This window comes from Microbacterium sp. USTB-Y, from assembly GCF_023703415.1.
Lineage (GTDB): Bacteria > Actinomycetota > Actinomycetes > Actinomycetales > Microbacteriaceae > Microbacterium.
This window is the reverse complement of the sequence record NZ_JAGMTU010000003.1, coordinates 423215-438799: the sequence shown is the minus strand read 5'-3', so window position 1 is coordinate 438799 and position 15585 is coordinate 423215. Positions and strand designations below refer to the sequence as shown.

The following is a 15585-nucleotide window of genomic DNA, read 5'->3' as shown; positions in this document are numbered from 1 at the left end:
GCGGGCCGGTCGAGCCTTGACCCGAAGGTGAGCATGACCGTCGACCGCGCCTCTGTGGGATTCCGTTCCGAGCGCGGCCCCGTGCTGCTCTCGCTGATGCTGGCCACGGGCCTCATCGCGATGGACGCCACCATCCTCGCGACGGCTGTTCCCAGCGTCGTGCACGATCTGGGCAGCTACCAGCAGTTCCCGTGGCTGTTCTCGGTCTACCTGCTCGCGCAGGCGGTGAGCGTGCCGATCTACTCGAAGCTCGCCGACACCGTCGGCCGCAAGCCGATCATCCTCATCGGGATCGCGCTGTTCCTGCTCGGATCCATCCTCTGCGGCTTCGCCTGGAGCATGCCCTCGCTCATCCTGTTCCGCCTCGTGCAGGGCCTCGGCGCCGGTGCCGTGGGCCCCATGGCGATGACGATCGTCGGCGACATCTACACCGTGTCCGAGCGGGCGATCGTGCAGGGCTACATCGCCAGCGTGTGGGCGATCAGCTCGGTCGTCGGCCCCGCCCTCGGCGGCGTGTTCGCGCAGCTCGACATGTGGCGGCTGATCTTCTTCATCAACGTCCCGCTGTGCCTCATCGCGGGATGGATGCTGCTGCGGCACTTCCACGAGCAGGCAGAGCGCCGACGGCACCGGATCGACTACGTCGGGGCGGCGCTGCTCACCCTCGGGCTGACCGGCATCATCCTCGGCGTGCTCGAGGGCGGCAACGCCTGGGCGTGGCTGTCGCCGCAGAGCCTCATCTGCTTCGTCGGAGGGGCGGCCGCGATCGTCGTGTTCGCGCTCGTGGAGCGCCGCGCGGCCGAGCCGATCATCGACTTCCGCCTGATCTCGAGCCGGCTGATCCTCACCACGACCCTCGCGTCGTTCGCGATCGGCGCGCTGCTGACCGGCGTGACGAGCTTCGCGCCGGCCTACCTCGAGGGGTCGATCGGTGTCGTCCCGCTGCTGTCCGGACTGGCGGTCGCCGCCATGACCCTGGGCTGGCCGCTCTCGGCAGCCAACGCGGGCCGGCTGTATCTGCGCCGCGGATTCCGCTTCACGGCCCTCATCGGATCCGCGATCGCGACGATCGGCGCACTCGGGCTCGCGCTGATCGGCCCGTACCCCAACGCGTTCTCGCTCGCCGCGGTCGCGTTCGTGATCGGATTCGGCCTCGGCTGGACGGCGGCGCCCACGCTCATCGTGGCGCAGGCGTCGGTGGGCTGGGGAGAGCGCGGCGCGGTCACCGGCATGAACACGTTCGCCCGGTCGGCCGGAGCAGCCGTCGGCGTCGCCGTCTACGGCGCGATCTCCAACGCGGTGATGGCCGCCGGCGGGGGATCGGCGGATCCGGCTACGGTCGTGCATGCGTCGACGTGGGTGTTCGTCGCGGCCGCGGTGACGGCCGCGCTCATGCTGATCGCCATCTTCGCGATGCCGAAGGACCGCGCCGGCGAGTACTCCGGCGCGCCCGCGGCGGTGCCGGCCGAGGCCTGAACCCCGGGCGGTCCCGGCCCGGTGCGTGCGCCCGGTCCCCCGGTCTGTGCGCCCGGGTCGTGCGGTCTGTGCGCCCGGGTCGTCCGGTCCGTGCGCCCGGTCCGTGCGCCCGGGTCGTCCGGTCCGTGCGCCCGGGTCGTCCGGTCCGTTCGTCCGGTCGTCCTGTCCGTGCGCCCGGTCGTGCGGTCCGGGCTTGCCGTTTCGGCCCGGTGCTGGCTCGCGGCCACAGCCCGGGTCAGCCCGGTTTCGGCCCGTTTCACTCGGTTGCGGTAGGCCTTACGTCGACCCTCCCCGCACAATTCAGGTCAGAAACATGAGAACCCGCCGTTCCAGGCGCGGAACGGCGGGTTCTCCGAGGCCGGGCCTGAATTGCGCGGCCTCAACCACCGAACAGTGTGAACGCGGCCAGCGCGGCTACTTCGCCAGGGTCTCGGCGAGCCCGACGTAGGTCGCCGGGGTCAGCGCGAGCAGGCGCTGCTTGGCGGCGTCGCCGATCTCCAGCCCCTGCACGAACTCGGCGAGCTCGGCCGCGCCCACGCGGTGACCGCGGGTCAGCTCCTTGAGCAGCGCGTAGGGATCCTGGATCGTGGAGCGGCCGGCGACGACCTCCGCGCGGATCACCGTCTGGATCGCCTCGCCGAGCACCTCCCAGTTGGTGTCGAGGTCGGCGAGCAGCACGTCCCGCGAGAGCGAGATCTCGTTCAGGCCCCGGCGCAGGTTGTCCAGCGCGAGCAGCGAGTGCCCGAAGGCGACGCCGATGTTGCGCTGCGTCGTCGAGTCGGTGAGGTCGCGCTGCAGGCGGCTCGTGACGAGGGTCTGCGAGAGCGAGTTCAGCAGGGCGCCGGACAGCTCGAGGTTCGCCTCGGCGTTCTCGAAGCGGATCGGGTTGATCTTGTGCGGCATGGTCGAGGATCCGGTCGCGCCGGCGACGGGGATCTGCGCGAAGTAGCCCAGCGAGATGTACGTCCAGATGTCGGTCGCGAGGTTGTGCAGGATCCCGCCCGCGTGACGCACGTGGTCGTACAGCTCGACCTGCCAGTCGTGCGACTCGATCTGGGTCGTGAGGATGTTGAAGTCGATCCCCAGGCCCTCGATGTACTCGCGCGCCAGCTCCGGCCAGTCCACGGAGGGCTCGGCGGCGAGGTGCGCCGACCAGGTGCCCGTCGCGCCGGAGAACTTCGCCAGGTACTCGGATCCCTGGATCCGGGAGACGACGCGCTCCAGGCGCCAGGCGAAGACGGCGAGCTCCTTGCCCATGGTGGAGGGCGTCGCGGGCTGGCCGTGCGTGCGGGACAGCATCGCGGCGTCGGCGTGCTCGACCGCGAGTTCGCGGAGCTTGGCGATCACGTCCTGCAGGGCGGGCAGCCACACCCGCTCGACCGCGCGCTTGACGGTCAGCGCGTACGAGGCGGAGTTGATGTCCTCGCTCGTGCAGGCGAAGTGCGTCAGCTCGGCGATCGCGTCCAGGCCCAGGGCGGACAGGCGGTCGCGGACGAGGTACTCCACGGCCTTCACGTCGTGGCGGGTCACCGCCTCCTTCTCGGCGAGCCAGTCGATCTCGGCCTGACCGAAGTCGCGGTAGAGGCCGCGCAGGCGCTCCTTGTCGGCGTCGGCGAGAGGGGCGGTGCCGAACAGCGAGCGGTCGGTGAGGGCGATCAGCCACTCCACCTCGACCTCGACGCGGGCGCGGTTCAGGCCCGCCTCGGACAGGTAGTCGGCGAGGCCGGCGACAGCGGCGCGGTAGCGGCCGTCGAGCGGGCTGAGGGGCTGGACGGGGAGCGAGGCGGTCACGGGGGTCCTCCGGGAAGAGTCGTGGATCCGGGCCGCCGGTGTCACGGACGCGGCGGTCGGATGGCGGGTTCGAGCTGGCGGAACAGGCCGTGGCTCGCGCTCTCGATCATACCGAGCACCTCGTCGAACACCGGGGCGTCCGCGTAGTAGGGGTCGGGCACGTCCAGCGCGCCCTGGTGCTCGAACGAGGCGCCGTGGTGCTCGAAGGAGAGCAGCAGGGTCACCTTGCCCTCCTCGGACTCATCGCGCGCCCACTGCCGCAGGATCCGCTCGTGCGTGCGGTCCAGGGCGACGACCAGGTCGTTCTCGGCGAAGTCGTCGTAGGTGAACTGCCGGGCGCGGTGTGCCGAACCGTCGTAGCCGCGGCGGGCGAGGGCATCGATCGTGCGGCGATCCGCCTGCTCGCCGACGTGCCAGTCGCCGGTGCCCGCGCTCGTCGAGACGATGCGGTCGCCGAGACCCTGTGCTGCGGCGATGTCGCGGAAGACGACCTCCGCCATGGGGGACCGGCAGATGTTGCCCGTGCACACGAAGATCACGCGGAACGGGTCCGACTCGGTCATGGCTCCATTGTGCCGCACCGCGCCGGCCGCCCGAGTGCGGGGAGGGGCTCGCACGGTGGTCGTCCTGCACAGCGCGGAAGGCCCCGGAGGAGTGCACGGAGTGCGGCCGCCGCGCCCCGGGACGCTGCGCCGGAGCGCAGTGTGGATGCCATGCCGACCGTCGCCCCCGCCACCGCCGAAGGATCCTGGATGCTCGCCGAGGCGCTGCTGCGCTGCCTGAGCGCCCGCGATCGGCTCAACCGCGTGCTCGCCGATCTACGTGCGCTCGTCGTCGACTGCGCCTGGAAGGCTCGTGCGATCGAGCTGATGCTCGACCGGTGCACCGAGCAACAGCACGAGCTCACGGGGGTGGTCGATCTCCTGGAATCGATCGAGTCCGGGCTGCGGGCGGGGTGACGGCGTGGGCGGAGAGGTGGAGATCACCCACGGCGGGATCGTCGCGGTCGACCCCGACGGGCTGCGGGCGATGGCCGGCCGGGTGCGAGCTGATGCCGCGGCGGTGCAGGTCGCGCGGGAGGAACTGCTCGAGATCCCCGTGCTCGTCGAGGCGTCCGGGCTCGCCGCCCGGCTGCCGCTCGGGGGCCTCGGAGCGGTGTGGGCGGCCACGGGGCGTCTCGACGCGATCGACTCCGCGCTCGACGAGGTCGCGAGCGCGACGGCGACCATGGCGGACGTCTTCGAGATCGCCGAGCTGCGCGCGTGGCGTCAGATGCCGGGTCCGGCGGATCCGGAGCTCGTGAAGGGATCCCTGCACCGCATCGACGAGCTCCTCGCACGCAATCCGGGACTGGTGCAGATGCAGCGCGAACTGCGGGAGGGATGGGCGCGCGCTGTCTTCGACGGGTTCGCCGCCGTGCCGGGAGCCCCGCTCTCCGAGATGCAGGGAACCGCGGGCGACCTGCTCGCGGCGCTGAGCCCCGCCGTGCGGGTGGCCCTCCTGACCGGGGGCGCGACCGAGGCCGGTATTTCCCAGGGCGCCCTGCTTCTGCTGATGCTGCTGGCGCCGGGCCTCGGGCAGACGCCGCGCGCACCGCTCGAGCCGACACCGGGCGTCGTGTTCGTCGACGGGCTCGCCGGACCGGGCGCACCGGGCCGGGGTGCCGTGGGGCCGCGTCCCGGGGACCTGCTCCTCACGTCCCGCCCGGGGCGGCTCGCCGGCGGATCGACGGCCGCCGGTGCTCTGCCGGTTCCTGCGGCCCCGGCTTCCCTGAGCGACGCGATCAGCCGGATCCCCTTCGGCGAGGGGCCGCAGGTGCGCGTCGAGAGGTACGTCCTGGCGGACGGCTCGGCCCGCGTGGTGGCCTACGTCGACGGCACGCGGCCGGGGCGGCCGGATACGGAGCCCTGGGACATGCGGTCGAACGTGCAGGCGTATCTCCGGCGCGAGGAGTCCGACTCGTACAAAGCCACGGTCGCCGCCCTCCGGGCCTCGGGCGTGGACGAGAAGACGCCCGTCGACCTCGTCGGCTACTCGCAGGGCGGCATGAACGTCGACCTGATCGCACAGTCCGGCGCGTTCACCGTGCAGGGTGTCTACACGATCGGCTCGCCGGTCGAACCCGCGCTGCCCGGCGACGTGATGCACGTCGCCGTACGGCACACCGACGATCCGGTGGCCGGTCTCGCGGGAGGCGGGAGGCCGGACGGATCCGGGTCGGCGCAGAGCGTGGTGATCACGCGCGCGGCTGTGCCGGGTCACGGCATCGACGCGGGCATGCCCGCGCATCGGTTCGGGGAGTACCGCGAGACCGTGCAGAGGGCCGAGCAGTCCGGGGACCCGCGCATGACGGCGATCCGTGACCGATTCGCGGCCTATGACGGCGCGAGCCTGATCGACTCCACGGACTTCACCGCGACACGGGTGACGGAGTCGGGATGACGAGCGGGAGAGCGCCTCGTGAATCCTCAGCGATCCCGGTCGCGCTGGCGCTGCGGGCGCAGGATCGCGTTGAAGATCGCGTTGATGACGGCGATGAGGAAGGCCGCCACGATCGTCCAGCCGAAACCGCCGACCGCCAGCCCCCATCCCCAGAAGCCGGTGATCCAGGAGGTGAGCCAGAGCAGGAACCCGTTGATGACGAGCGAGATCAGCCCGAGGGTGAGGATGTACAGCGGTATCGCGACCACCTTCACCACGGTGCCGACGATCGTGTTCACGATCGCGAAGACCGCACCGATCGCGAGCAGGGTGACCACCAGGGGGATCTGGCCGCCCGGCGGGTACGGGGTGACCGTGACCTCGAGGATGGTGATCAGGCTCACGACCCAGATGGCGAAGGCGTTCACGACGACGCGGATGAGAAACCTCATGGGCCGATTCTCGCACTTGAAACCGGGATCCGGCGGGGAGTCTCGCCCGGAACGCGCGCGATGACGGGCCGGGCGCCAGGGCGGAGCGCGGATCTAGACTCGACCCGTGAGCGAAGAGATCCTGCCCCGCATCCGTGCCGAGATCGCGGCCCTCCCGCCGTACCGTCAGGGCAAGCAGGCCGGCGCCGATGCGTTCAAGCTGTCCAGCAACGAGAACCCGTTCGAGCCGCTGCCGTCGGTCGTCGCCGCCCTCACCGCCGGCGCGCCGATCAATCGCTACCCCGATGCCACGGCCGCGGCGCTGCGTGCGCGGATCGGTGAACGCTACGGCGTCGCCCCCGACGCGGTACACGTCGCCTCGGGCAGCGTCGCGATCCTCTACCAGCTGGTGCAGGCGGCGGCCACGGTCGGCGACGAGGTCGTCTACGCCTGGCGCTCCTTCGAGGCGTATCCGGGGCTTCCGCTGGTGGCGGGGGCGACCGGCGTGCAGGTACCACTGACCGCTGACGCGCGCCACGACCTCGACGCGATGGCCGCGGCGATCACCGACCGCACCCGCGTGGTGATCGTGTGCACGCCGAACAACCCGACCGGCCCGATCGTGACCAGCGCCGAGTTCGCGGCCTTCGTCGAGAAGGTGCCGCGGGACGTGCTGATCGTGCTTGACGAGGCCTATGCCGAGTTCGTCACCGCCCCCGACGCCGTCGACGGCCTGGCCGAGCGCATCTTCGAGGCGCATCCCAACGTCGTCGTGCTGCGCACCTTCTCCAAGGCGTACGGGCTCGCCGGCCTCCGCGTCGGCTACGCGATCGGCAACCCGCGGGTGCTCGACGCCGCCCGCACCACGGCGATCCCGCTCTCGGTCACGGCCGCCGCGGAAGGCGCCGCGATCGCGAGCCTGGACGCCGAGGAGGAACTGCGCGCCAGGGTGGCCGTCATCGTCGAGCGCCGCGCGGAGCTGCGCGACGGCCTGCGCGCCCAGGGATGGGACGTGCCCGATGCGCAGGGCAACTTCGTCTGGCTGCCCACGGGCGAGGCGACCGCCGATGTGGCCGCGGCGTTCGAGGAGGCGGGTCTCATCGTCCGCGCCTTCCCGGGAGACGGCATCCGGATCTCGGTCGGCGAGGCGGAGTCGCTTCCCCGCGTGCTCGCCGTCGCCGCCGCGCAGCGCCCCTGACGCCCCGGGCGACGCCCGCCGTCCGCGCGTCCGTCCGTCGTCCGCACATCCGTCCGTCGCCCCCGCACGTCCGCCCGCACGTCCGCCCGCACGTCCGTCCGTTGTCCGCCCGTCCGCCGTCGCACGGGGCGCTCGACGGGGCCGCGAGAGATGCAAGGCATCCCACGCAAAAAGCTAGGGGGACCTGGCATAAATGCATGGGACACCTGGATATCCGCGAGCCCGCATGCGTCCGTGGGGATCGTCACAGGACCCCCGGCATCGTTTGTGCGCACCCTCCACTGCGAAGCGCGAAACGTCGGTTAGCGTAGACAAGGTGACTGACGCCGATATCCCCGTCGTCCGCGTCCTCGACGCCGACGGAAGCTACGCCCCGAACGCCGCGGCGGAGGAGTATCTGCCTCTGATCGAGGCGCTCCCCGATGGCGAGATCGAGCAGTTCTACCGGGACATGGTCGCGATCCGCGCGATCGACACCCAGGCGACCAACCTGCAGCGCCAGGGCCAGCTCGCTCTCTGGCCGCCGAGCCGGGGGCAGGAGGCGGCCCAGGTCGGATCCGCCCGCGCCGCCCGTCCGCAGGACACGATCTTCCCGTCCTATCGCGAGCACGTCGTGACCCGTATTCGCGGTGTGGATCCGGTCGACATCATCAAGCTCATGCGCGGCACCTCGAACGGCGGCTGGGATCCGACCGATCCCCGCAACGGCAACACGCGCATCTACACCCTCGTGCTCGGCTCGCAGGCCCTGCACGCCACGGGACTGGCCATGGGGCTCGTCTTTGACGGCAAGTGCGGCACGGGTGACCCGGATCGCGACGAGGCCGTCATGGTCTACTACGGCGACGGCGCCTCCAGCCAGGGCGACGTGCACGAGGCGATGGTGTTCGCCGCGAGCTACCGCACCCCCGAGGTCTTCTTCCTGCAGAACAACCACTGGGCGATCTCGGTGCCGGTGAGCACACAGTCCCGCGTTCCGCTCGTGCAGCGCGGTATCGGCTACGGCATCCCCTCGGTGCGGGTGGACGGCAACGACGTGCTCGCGAGCTACGCGGTGACCCGCCGGGCGCTCGACGAGGCACGGGGCGGCGACGGCCCGCGCGCGATCGAGGCCGTCACCTACCGCATGGGCGCGCACACCACGAGCGACGACCCCACGAAGTACCGCGGCAGCGACGAGGAGCAGGAGTGGGCGCGGCGCGATCCGATCGCCCGCCTCCGCGCCCACCTCGAGCACCGCGGCGCGGCCGGATCCGTCTTCGCCGACGCGGAGGCCGAGGCGGCCGAGGCGGCGGAGGACCTGCGGGTGCGCACCCTCGAGCTCACCTCGCCGGGGCCCGAGGCGATCTTCGACCACGTCTACACCGATCCGCACCCGCTCATGGCCGAGCAGAAGGCCTGGCAGGCGCAGTACGAAGCCTCGTTCGCGGCAGAAGGGCAGGGGGGCCACCGATGAGCACCATCGAGACGACCGCGGGCACGAGCATCGAGACGATGCCGTTCAGCAAGGCGCTGAACGCGGGGCTGCGCAAGGCGATGGAGGACGATCCGCGCGTCATCCTCATGGGCGAGGACATCGGTGCGCTCGGCGGCGTGTTCCGCGTCACCGAGCACCTGCAGCGGGACTTCGGCCCGCAGCGGGTGCTGGACACCCCGCTCGCCGAGTCGGGCATCGTCGGCACCGCGATCGGCCTGGCGATGGGCGGGTTCCGCCCGGTCATCGAGATCCAGTTCGACGGCTTCGTCTTCCCCGCCTTCGACCAGATCACCACGCAGCTCGCGAAGATCACGGCGCGGCATCAGGGCGCGGTGTCGATGCCGGTCGTGATCCGCATACCCTACGGCGGGCACATCGGCGCGGTCGAGCATCACCAGGAGAGCCCCGAGACCTACTTCGCGCACACCCCGGGCCTCCGCGTGGTGTCGCCGTCGACGCCGAACGACGCGTACTGGATGATCCAGGAGGCGATCGCCTCGAACGACCCGGTCGTGTTCCTCGAGCCCAAGAGCCGCTACTGGCCCAAGGGCGAGGTCGACCTCGCCGCGCCCGCGCTGCCGCTGCACGCGTCGCGGATCGTGCGCCGCGGATCCGACGTCACCCTCGTCGGTCACGGCGCCATGGTCTCGACGCTGCTGCAGGCGGCGGCGCTCGCCGAGGCGGAGGGCACCAGCTGCGAGGTCGTCGACCTGCGCTCGCTCTCGCCCGTCGACTACGGGCCGATCCTCGACTCCGTGCGCTCCACGGGCCGCATGGTCTACGCGCAGGAGGCGCCGGGATTCGTGAGCCTCGGGAGCGAGATCGCCGCGACCGTCATGGAGCGCGCGTTCTACGCGCTGGAGGCGCCGGTGCTGCGGGTGTCGGGCTACGACACCCCGTTCCCGCCCGCGAAGCTCGAGGGCGTCTACCTGCCGGATCCGGACCGGATCCTCGAGGCCGTCGACCGATCCCTCGCGTACTGATGTCTTGTCCGGTCGTTGAGCGAGGACGCCGCAGGCGACCGAGACGAAACGCGGCGATCCTGCAGGAAACCGCGTTTCGTCTCGCTCGGCCTGCGGCCGTGCTCGCTCAACGACCCCTGGGGATGAAAGGATCCCGACCATGAGCACCCAGACCTTCACCCTCCCGGACGTCGGCGAGGGGCTGACCGAGGCCGAGATCGTCACGTGGCGGGTCGCGCCGGGCGACGTCGTCGCGGTCAACGACGTGATCTGCGAGATCGAGACGGCCAAGTCGCTCGTCGAGCTGCCGTCGCCGCACGCCGGCACCGTCGGCGAGCTGCTGGTGCCCGAGGGGAAGACCGTCGACGTCGGCACCGCGATCATCACGTTCGTGTCCGAGGGTGCTGCCCCGGCCGCGTCGTCCGCTGCCCCCGCCGCCCCCGCCGCGGAGGAGGGATCCGGATCCGTGCTCGTCGGCTACGGCTCCGGTGCGGAGGCCACCTCGCGCCGGCGGCGTCCGGCGGAGCGCCCCGTGCGCTCCACGGTCGGCGTGATCGCGAAGCCGCCGATCCGAAAGCTCGCGCGCGACCTCGGCGTCGACCTGACGCAGGTCTCCCCGTCGGGCGCCGACGGAGAGGTCACCCGCGACGACGTCATGAAGCACGCCGAGCAGGCGAGCGTGTTCCGCAACATCCAGACGCCCGAGTGGGGCGACGTGCGGGAGGAGACCGTGCCCGCGCCGCAGCCCGCACCCGTCGGTGTCGCCCGCGGGATCTCGCCCGCCCGGGCCGGCGCCGACGAGAGCCGCACCGAGTCGATCCCGGTCAAGGGCGTGCGCAAGGCGACGAGCTCGGCGATGGTGCAGAGCGCCTATTCGGCACCGCACGTGACGGTGTGGAAGGAGGTCGACGCGACCCGCACCATGGAGCTCGTGAAGCGCCTGAAGGCCTCGCCCGACTTCGCCGACATCAAGGTGTCGCCGCTGCTGATCGTCGCCCGCGCGGTGATCTGGGCCGTGCGCCGCACCCCGATGGTCAACGCCGCATGGATCGACACCGCCGACGGCGCCGAGATCGCGGTGCGCCACTACGTGAACCTCGGCATCGCCGCGGCCACCCCGCGGGGCCTGCTCGTGCCGAACATCAAGGACGCGCAGGAGATGGGCATGAAGGATCTCGCCCGCGCCCTGAACCGGCTCACCACGACGGCCCGCGAGGGCAAGTCGACGCCCGCCGACCAGCAGGGCGGCACCATCACGATCACCAACATCGGCGTGTTCGGGATGGACGCGGGCACCCCGATCATCAATCCCGGCGAGGCCGGCATCGTCGCCATGGGCACGATCAGCCAGAAGCCGTGGGTCGTCGACGGCGAGGTGCGCCCGCGCTGGGTGACGACGGTGGCCGGCTCCTTCGACCACCGTGTCGTGGACGGCGACGGCATGAGCCGCTTCATCGCCGACGTCGCCGCCGTGCTCGAGGAGCCCGCCCTGCTCGTGGACTGAGAGGGATCCTGGTCCGTTCGGGGCTCGCGCAACGGCCCCGGACGGACCCTCCGCCTCAGCCGTGCAGCCGCTGGGCCACGAGCTGCGGGAGTCCGACGGTGCGCGCGGCGGCCAGGGCTGTGGACACCGCGCCCTCCAGCACGATGTCGGCCCCGAGGCGGGAGCGCAGGATCGTCGGCGCGGGAAGGTCGAGCAGCGGGCGCAGCACGTCGCGGGCCGCGTCCAGGACGGGCTGGATGCTCTCGGCGATCGCGCCGCAGACGATCACGCGGTCGGGGTCGTAGGTGCTGCCGAGCACGGCCACCACCCGGGCGAGGAACGCACCGGCGCCGCGGACCACCTGCGCCGCATCGGGGTCGCCGGAGGCGGCGAGGGCGAGGATCCGGTCCGCGCGCAGGCCGCCGGCGTCGAGGTCTGCGAGCGCCCCGCGCGGTGACGCCGCCCCCGAGGCGAGCAGTTCGCCCGCGATCCGCGTGATCGCGGGCCCCAGCCCCTCCGCCGAGTCCACGCCGCGCACGTGGTCGAAGAGCACCATCTCGCCGACGCCGCCGTGCGCGCCGTGCAGGATGTGCCCGTCCACGACGGCGCCCGCGCCGAAACGCTCGCCGGCGATGAGCGCGATGTAGTCGCGGCAGCCGATGGCCTCGCCCAGATCGCCCTCGGCGGCGGCGGCGAGCACGGCGTCGTTCTTGATCTCGACGACCGGCGCCCACCCCGCCAGCAGCTCGGCGAGGCCGGGGTTGGTGCGCTCCCAGAAGCCGTCGGGGTGCGGCGGCGACGACCCGTTGCGCGCGACGGGGGCCGCGACGCCGGCGCACAGCGCCAGGACGCGGTCGCGGGGGACTCCGCTCGCGGTCAGGGCGGCGTCGAGACGGGTGAGGATCGCCGTGCGCCGCTGACCCACGGTGTGCTGCGGATCCAGGTCGGCGCGGACGTGCGCGAGCGGCGTGCGCGCGAGGTCGGTCACCGTCACGCCGAGGTGGGTGTCCCCGGCGTCCAGGGCGATCACGGCGCCGAGATCGGACGGCAACTCGAAGCGCCGGGCCGGGCGGCCCGCGGAGTACTCGCCGGCGTCGCGCGCGTTCGCGAGCTCGCGGATCACCCCGGCCGCCACCAGGGTGTCGATCGCGTCGATGGTCGTCGAGCGGGTGAGCGAGGCGCCCGCCATCGCCTCGGTTGCGGTGAACGGGCCGCGCCCCCACGCGAAGTCCAGCACCTGGCCGAGGCTCGGTCGCGCGGCGCCCGCGGCCGTGGCCGGCGATGCGCCGGTCCCGGGAACCCTGACGGGCCCCGCGCCGCGATCGGCGGGGGTCGTGTCGGGCGCGGTCGTTCTCGGCATTCGTGCTTGACCTCTCGGGTGGACCTCTGTCAGAGTATCCCTTGCCCGAGTTAATTCGGGAACAAAATCTAATCTCCGGAACAAGATCCGGGCCGAGGACGGCCGGATCCCGGAAGGGACGAGGACAAGGGTGTCTGCAAGAAGCACGCGGATCGCGAGGGCGCTCGCCGCCGTCGCCGCGCTCGCCGTCGTCGGGGGAGCCCTCGCGGGCTGCGCCCCCGCCGACGGGCGCGAGACGATCCGCTTCACGTTCAGCAAACGCGAGGCGATCGACTTCATGACCAAGAAGGTCGCGGAGTACAACGCCTCGCAGGACAAGGTCCGCGTGGTCATCGACACCTCGGGCGTCGACGTCGTCTCGGCGAGCTTCGTGCGCGGCAACCCGCCCGACCTGATGCTCGCCAACTACAACATGGAGGTCGCACGCTTCGTCTCGCGCTGCGCGCTCAGCGACCTGAGCGGCACGAAGGCCGCGGGCGAGATCGCCGACACGTACCAGCCGCTGCTCGACCAGTACGGCACCTGCGCCGGCCGCACGAGCGCCCTGCCGTACTCGGTCATGGCCGCATCGGTCATCTACAACAAGCAGATCTTCGCCGAGCACCACATCGCGGTGCCGACCACGTGGGACGAGCTCATCGCGGCCTGCGACGCGCTCAAGGCCGCCGGGGTCACCCCGTTCTACGCGACGCTCAAGGACGACTGGACCGTCGGACAGGGCTGGTACGACTACGCGGCCGGCGGATCCCTCGACGTGCTCGACTTCTTCCAGCAGCTGAACGCCGAAGGGGCGGAGGTCGGACCCGGCTCCGACACCTCGTTCCAGAAGGACTTCGCAGAGCCCATGGCCAAGATGCAGCAGCTGGTCGGCTCCTACGTCAACAAGGACGCAGCGAGCCGCGGCTACGGCGACGGCAACCTCGCCTTCTCGAAGGGGCAGGCCGCGATGTATCTGCAGGGCCCGTGGGCGTTCAGTGAGATCGCGAAGACCGCACCCGACCTGCCGCTCGGGACGTTCCCGCTGCCGATGACCGACAGCACGAAGGATCTGAAGGTGCGCGTCAATCTCGACCTCGCCGCGATGATCCCCGAGGGATCCCGGCACAAGGTCGCCGCGCGCGACTTCCTCGAGTACCTGTATCAGCCGCAGAACATCGAGGCGTACAACGCCTCGCAGCTCGGGTTCACGCCCACCGCCTCTGCGGCCGCGCCGGACGACCCCCGCATCGCCGGGATGATCCCGTACGTGGACAAGGGGCAGGTCTATCAGGGGCCGTCGGTGCTGGTGCCGAAGACGATCCCGGTCTTCAACTACGCGCAGGCGATGGGGCTGGGCGCGAAGCCCGCGACGACCCTCGCCACGATGGACGCCGACTGGGCCCGGCTCGCGTTCCGCGCGCCGGCGGCCCGTGACACGAAGGGAGCGGCGAAGTGACCACCACGACCACGATCGTCACCCAGGGCGATCGCACGGCCCGCCGGAGCACCCGCCGCGTCGAGCCGATCTACTACCTGTTCCTGCTGCCGAGCCTGATCCTGTTCACGCTCGCGATCACGGTCCCCGCGATCATCGGCATCTTCTTCAGCTTCACCGACTCCATCGGCATCGGCGACTGGAGCTTCAACGGGGTGACCAACTACGTCGCCGCGTTCAGCGATCCCGCCATCCTGCAGAGCTACCTGTTCACGTTCGGGTTCTCCCTCGCGACGGTGATCGTGGTGAACGTGATCGCGTTCCTGCTCGCGGTCGGGCTCACCTCGCGGATCCGGTTCAAGGCCGGGCTGCGCACGATCTTCGTGATCCCCATGGTGATCTCGGGCATCATCATCGCCTACGTCTTCCTCAACGCCTACGACATCATCGTCGGCCTCACCAACGGTGGTCCGGGCACGGCGACGCGCAGCGTCGCGATGACGATCATCGCGGGCTTCAACGGCGGCGACTACGCCTATCAGATGGCCAACGCGACCATCTTCTTCGTCGTCGCCATCCTCATCTCCCTCCTCCAGCTGTCGCTGACGCGCGGAAGGAACGCACTCTGATGTCGACCCAGACCCTCCTCACGACCGAGGCGCTCACCACCGTCAACGCCCGGGGCCGCCGGCCGCGCGTCCGCATGGAGCGCGTGAACTGGTCGGGCACGATCATCCTGATCCTGTGCGCGATCACCGTGCTGCTGCCGCTGTACGTCACGATCTCGATGGCCTTCAAGACCACGAACCAGGCCGTGGACGGCAACGCCTTCTCGCTGCCGGCGCCCTTCTCGATCGACGGCTTCGTGCAGGCGTGGAACCTGACGACCTTCCCCGTCGGCGCCGGGATCTCCCTGTTCGTGACGGCCGGCACCGTGGTGCTCACGATCGTGCTCGCGGCGTTCGCGTCGTACGCGATCGTGCGCAACTGGGATCGGAAGCTGTTCCGGTACTCGTTCTTCTACCTGCTCGCGGCGATGTTCATCCCGTTCCCCGTGGTCGCGCTGCCGCAGATCCAGCTCACCGGTCTCGTACACCTGGACAACCCGTTCGGCGTCGTCATCCTCGCCACGATGTTCCAGCTGAGCTTCAGCGTGCTGCTGTTCACCGCGTTCCTGCGCTCGATCCCGCTCGAGCTCGAGGAGTCCGCGCGCATCGACGGAGCGAGCACCTGGCAGACGTTCTGGCGGATCATCTTCCCGCTGCTCGGGCCGATGAGCGCCACGGTCGGCATCTTCGCGTTCCTCTACGCCTGGAACGACTTCATGATGCCGTCGCTGATCATCTCGGATCCGGCCTTGCAGACCCTGCCGGTGAGGCAGAACCTGTTCCAGACGCAGTTCAGCAACAACTACAACGTGTCCTTCGCCTCGTACCTGATGGCCATGGCCCCCGCGATCGTCGCCTACCTGTTCACGCAGCGCTGGGTGATGGAGGGCGTGACCCAGGGCGCCGTCAAGGGCTGACGCGTCCCGCCCCGAGACCACCCGAACCGCCCACCCCAGAAGGGAAC

Annotated in this window: 14 protein-coding genes; 10 read left to right on the top strand and 4 right to left on the bottom strand. The window is 71.0% G+C overall.

Annotated features, from left to right (window positions below; genetic code table 11):
• Window positions 1–33 precede the first annotated feature (33 nt).
• On the top strand, window positions 34–1476 hold the full coding sequence (locus J8G10_RS09265; RefSeq protein ID WP_251443533.1) for an MFS transporter: 1443 nt from the start codon (window positions 34–36) through the stop codon (window positions 1474–1476).
• Between the two features lie 414 nt (window positions 1477–1890).
• On the opposite strand, the gene purB is transcribed toward J8G10_RS09265, so the two are convergent.
• The gene (gene purB / locus J8G10_RS09260; protein WP_251443531.1) at window positions 1891–3267 is read right to left on the bottom strand and encodes an adenylosuccinate lyase; all 1377 of its coding nucleotides are present in this window, start codon (window positions 3265–3267) and stop codon (window positions 1891–1893) included.
• A 41-nt stretch (window positions 3268–3308) separates the two neighbouring features.
• The gene (locus J8G10_RS09255; protein WP_251443529.1) at window positions 3309–3830 is read right to left on the bottom strand and encodes a low molecular weight protein-tyrosine-phosphatase; all 522 of its coding nucleotides are present in this window, start codon (window positions 3828–3830) and stop codon (window positions 3309–3311) included.
• A 150-nt stretch (window positions 3831–3980) separates the two neighbouring features.
• Here J8G10_RS09255 and J8G10_RS09250 point away from each other — a divergent pair, with 150 nt between their 5' ends.
• Together J8G10_RS09250 and J8G10_RS09245 are read left to right on the top strand one after the other, a co-directional pair.
• Window positions 3981–4226 carry a hypothetical protein gene (locus J8G10_RS09250; protein ID WP_251443526.1) on the top strand — a complete coding sequence of 82 codons (246 nt, stop codon included), beginning with the start codon at window positions 3981–3983 and terminating at the stop codon, window positions 4224–4226.
• A 4-nt stretch (window positions 4227–4230) separates the two neighbouring features.
• The gene (locus tag J8G10_RS09245; protein WP_251443525.1) at window positions 4231–5709 is read left to right on the top strand and encodes a hypothetical protein; all 1479 of its coding nucleotides are present in this window, start codon (window positions 4231–4233) and stop codon (window positions 5707–5709) included.
• Window positions 5710–5735: 26 nt separating this feature from the next.
• Here J8G10_RS09245 and J8G10_RS09240 read toward each other — a convergent pair whose 3' ends face one another.
• Window positions 5736–6140 (bottom strand): phage holin family protein, encoded by a 405-nt coding sequence (locus J8G10_RS09240; protein ID WP_251443522.1) that lies wholly within the window; start codon window positions 6138–6140, stop codon window positions 5736–5738.
• Between the two features lie 106 nt (window positions 6141–6246).
• Between J8G10_RS09240 and J8G10_RS09235 the strand changes: the two genes are divergently transcribed.
• From J8G10_RS09235 to J8G10_RS09220, 4 genes are all read left to right on the top strand, one after another.
• A complete protein-coding gene (locus J8G10_RS09235; RefSeq protein ID WP_251443519.1) occupies window positions 6247–7317 on the top strand; it encodes a histidinol-phosphate transaminase in 1071 nt (356 codons plus the stop codon).
• A gap of 316 nt (window positions 7318–7633) precedes the next feature.
• Complete coding sequence (locus J8G10_RS09230; protein ID WP_251443516.1) at window positions 7634–8773, top strand: thiamine pyrophosphate-dependent dehydrogenase E1 component subunit alpha; 1140 nt, start codon at window positions 7634–7636, stop codon at window positions 8771–8773.
• The gene (locus J8G10_RS09225) at window positions 8770–9777 is read left to right on the top strand and encodes an alpha-ketoacid dehydrogenase subunit beta (RefSeq protein WP_251443513.1); all 1008 of its coding nucleotides are present in this window, start codon (window positions 8770–8772) and stop codon (window positions 9775–9777) included. The genes J8G10_RS09230 and J8G10_RS09225 overlap by 4 nt, the downstream gene beginning before the upstream one ends.
• A gap of 139 nt (window positions 9778–9916) precedes the next feature.
• Complete coding sequence (locus tag J8G10_RS09220; RefSeq protein ID WP_251443512.1) at window positions 9917–11260, top strand: dihydrolipoamide acetyltransferase family protein; 1344 nt, start codon at window positions 9917–9919, stop codon at window positions 11258–11260.
• 55 nt (window positions 11261–11315) lie between these two features.
• Here the strand turns inward: J8G10_RS09220 and J8G10_RS09215 are convergent, their stop codons facing one another.
• Complete coding sequence (locus J8G10_RS09215; RefSeq protein WP_251443507.1) at window positions 11316–12599, bottom strand: ROK family protein; 1284 nt, start codon at window positions 12597–12599, stop codon at window positions 11316–11318.
• A 130-nt stretch (window positions 12600–12729) separates the two neighbouring features.
• Here J8G10_RS09215 and J8G10_RS09210 point away from each other — a divergent pair, with 130 nt between their 5' ends.
• The 3 genes from J8G10_RS09210 to J8G10_RS09200 are packed head-to-tail and all read left to right on the top strand — an operon-like array spanning window position 12730 to window position 15538.
• Window positions 12730–14034 carry an extracellular solute-binding protein gene (locus J8G10_RS09210; protein WP_251443504.1) on the top strand — a complete coding sequence of 435 codons (1305 nt, stop codon included), beginning with the start codon at window positions 12730–12732 and terminating at the stop codon, window positions 14032–14034.
• Window positions 14031–14642, top strand: coding sequence for a hypothetical protein (locus J8G10_RS09205; protein ID WP_251443501.1), 612 nt, complete (start codon window positions 14031–14033; stop codon window positions 14640–14642). Before J8G10_RS09210 ends, J8G10_RS09205 begins: the two co-directional genes overlap by 4 nt.
• Window positions 14642–15538, top strand: a complete 897-nt coding sequence (locus tag J8G10_RS09200) for a carbohydrate ABC transporter permease (protein WP_251443499.1) — start codon at window positions 14642–14644, stop codon at window positions 15536–15538. Before J8G10_RS09205 ends, J8G10_RS09200 begins: the two co-directional genes overlap by 1 nt.
• Window positions 15539–15585 lie beyond the last annotated feature (47 nt).

Coding starts and splice junctions, on each gene's coding strand:
- J8G10_RS09215 (WP_251443507.1), bottom strand. CDS start 12,599: ATGCCGAGAACGACCGCGCCCGACACGACCCCCGCCGATCGCGGCGCG.
- J8G10_RS09255 (WP_251443529.1), bottom strand. CDS start 3,830: ATGACCGAGTCGGACCCGTTCCGCGTGATCTTCGTGTGCACGGGCAAC.
- J8G10_RS09200 (WP_251443499.1), top strand. CDS start 14,642: ATGTCGACCCAGACCCTCCTCACGACCGAGGCGCTCACCACCGTCAAC.
- J8G10_RS09225 (WP_251443513.1), top strand. CDS start 8,770: ATGAGCACCATCGAGACGACCGCGGGCACGAGCATCGAGACGATGCCG.
- J8G10_RS09265 (WP_251443533.1), top strand. CDS start 34: ATGACCGTCGACCGCGCCTCTGTGGGATTCCGTTCCGAGCGCGGCCCC.
- J8G10_RS09220 (WP_251443512.1), top strand. CDS start 9,917: ATGAGCACCCAGACCTTCACCCTCCCGGACGTCGGCGAGGGGCTGACC.
- J8G10_RS09240 (WP_251443522.1), bottom strand. CDS start 6,140: ATGAGGTTTCTCATCCGCGTCGTCGTGAACGCCTTCGCCATCTGGGTC.
- J8G10_RS09250 (WP_251443526.1), top strand. CDS start 3,981: ATGCCGACCGTCGCCCCCGCCACCGCCGAAGGATCCTGGATGCTCGCC.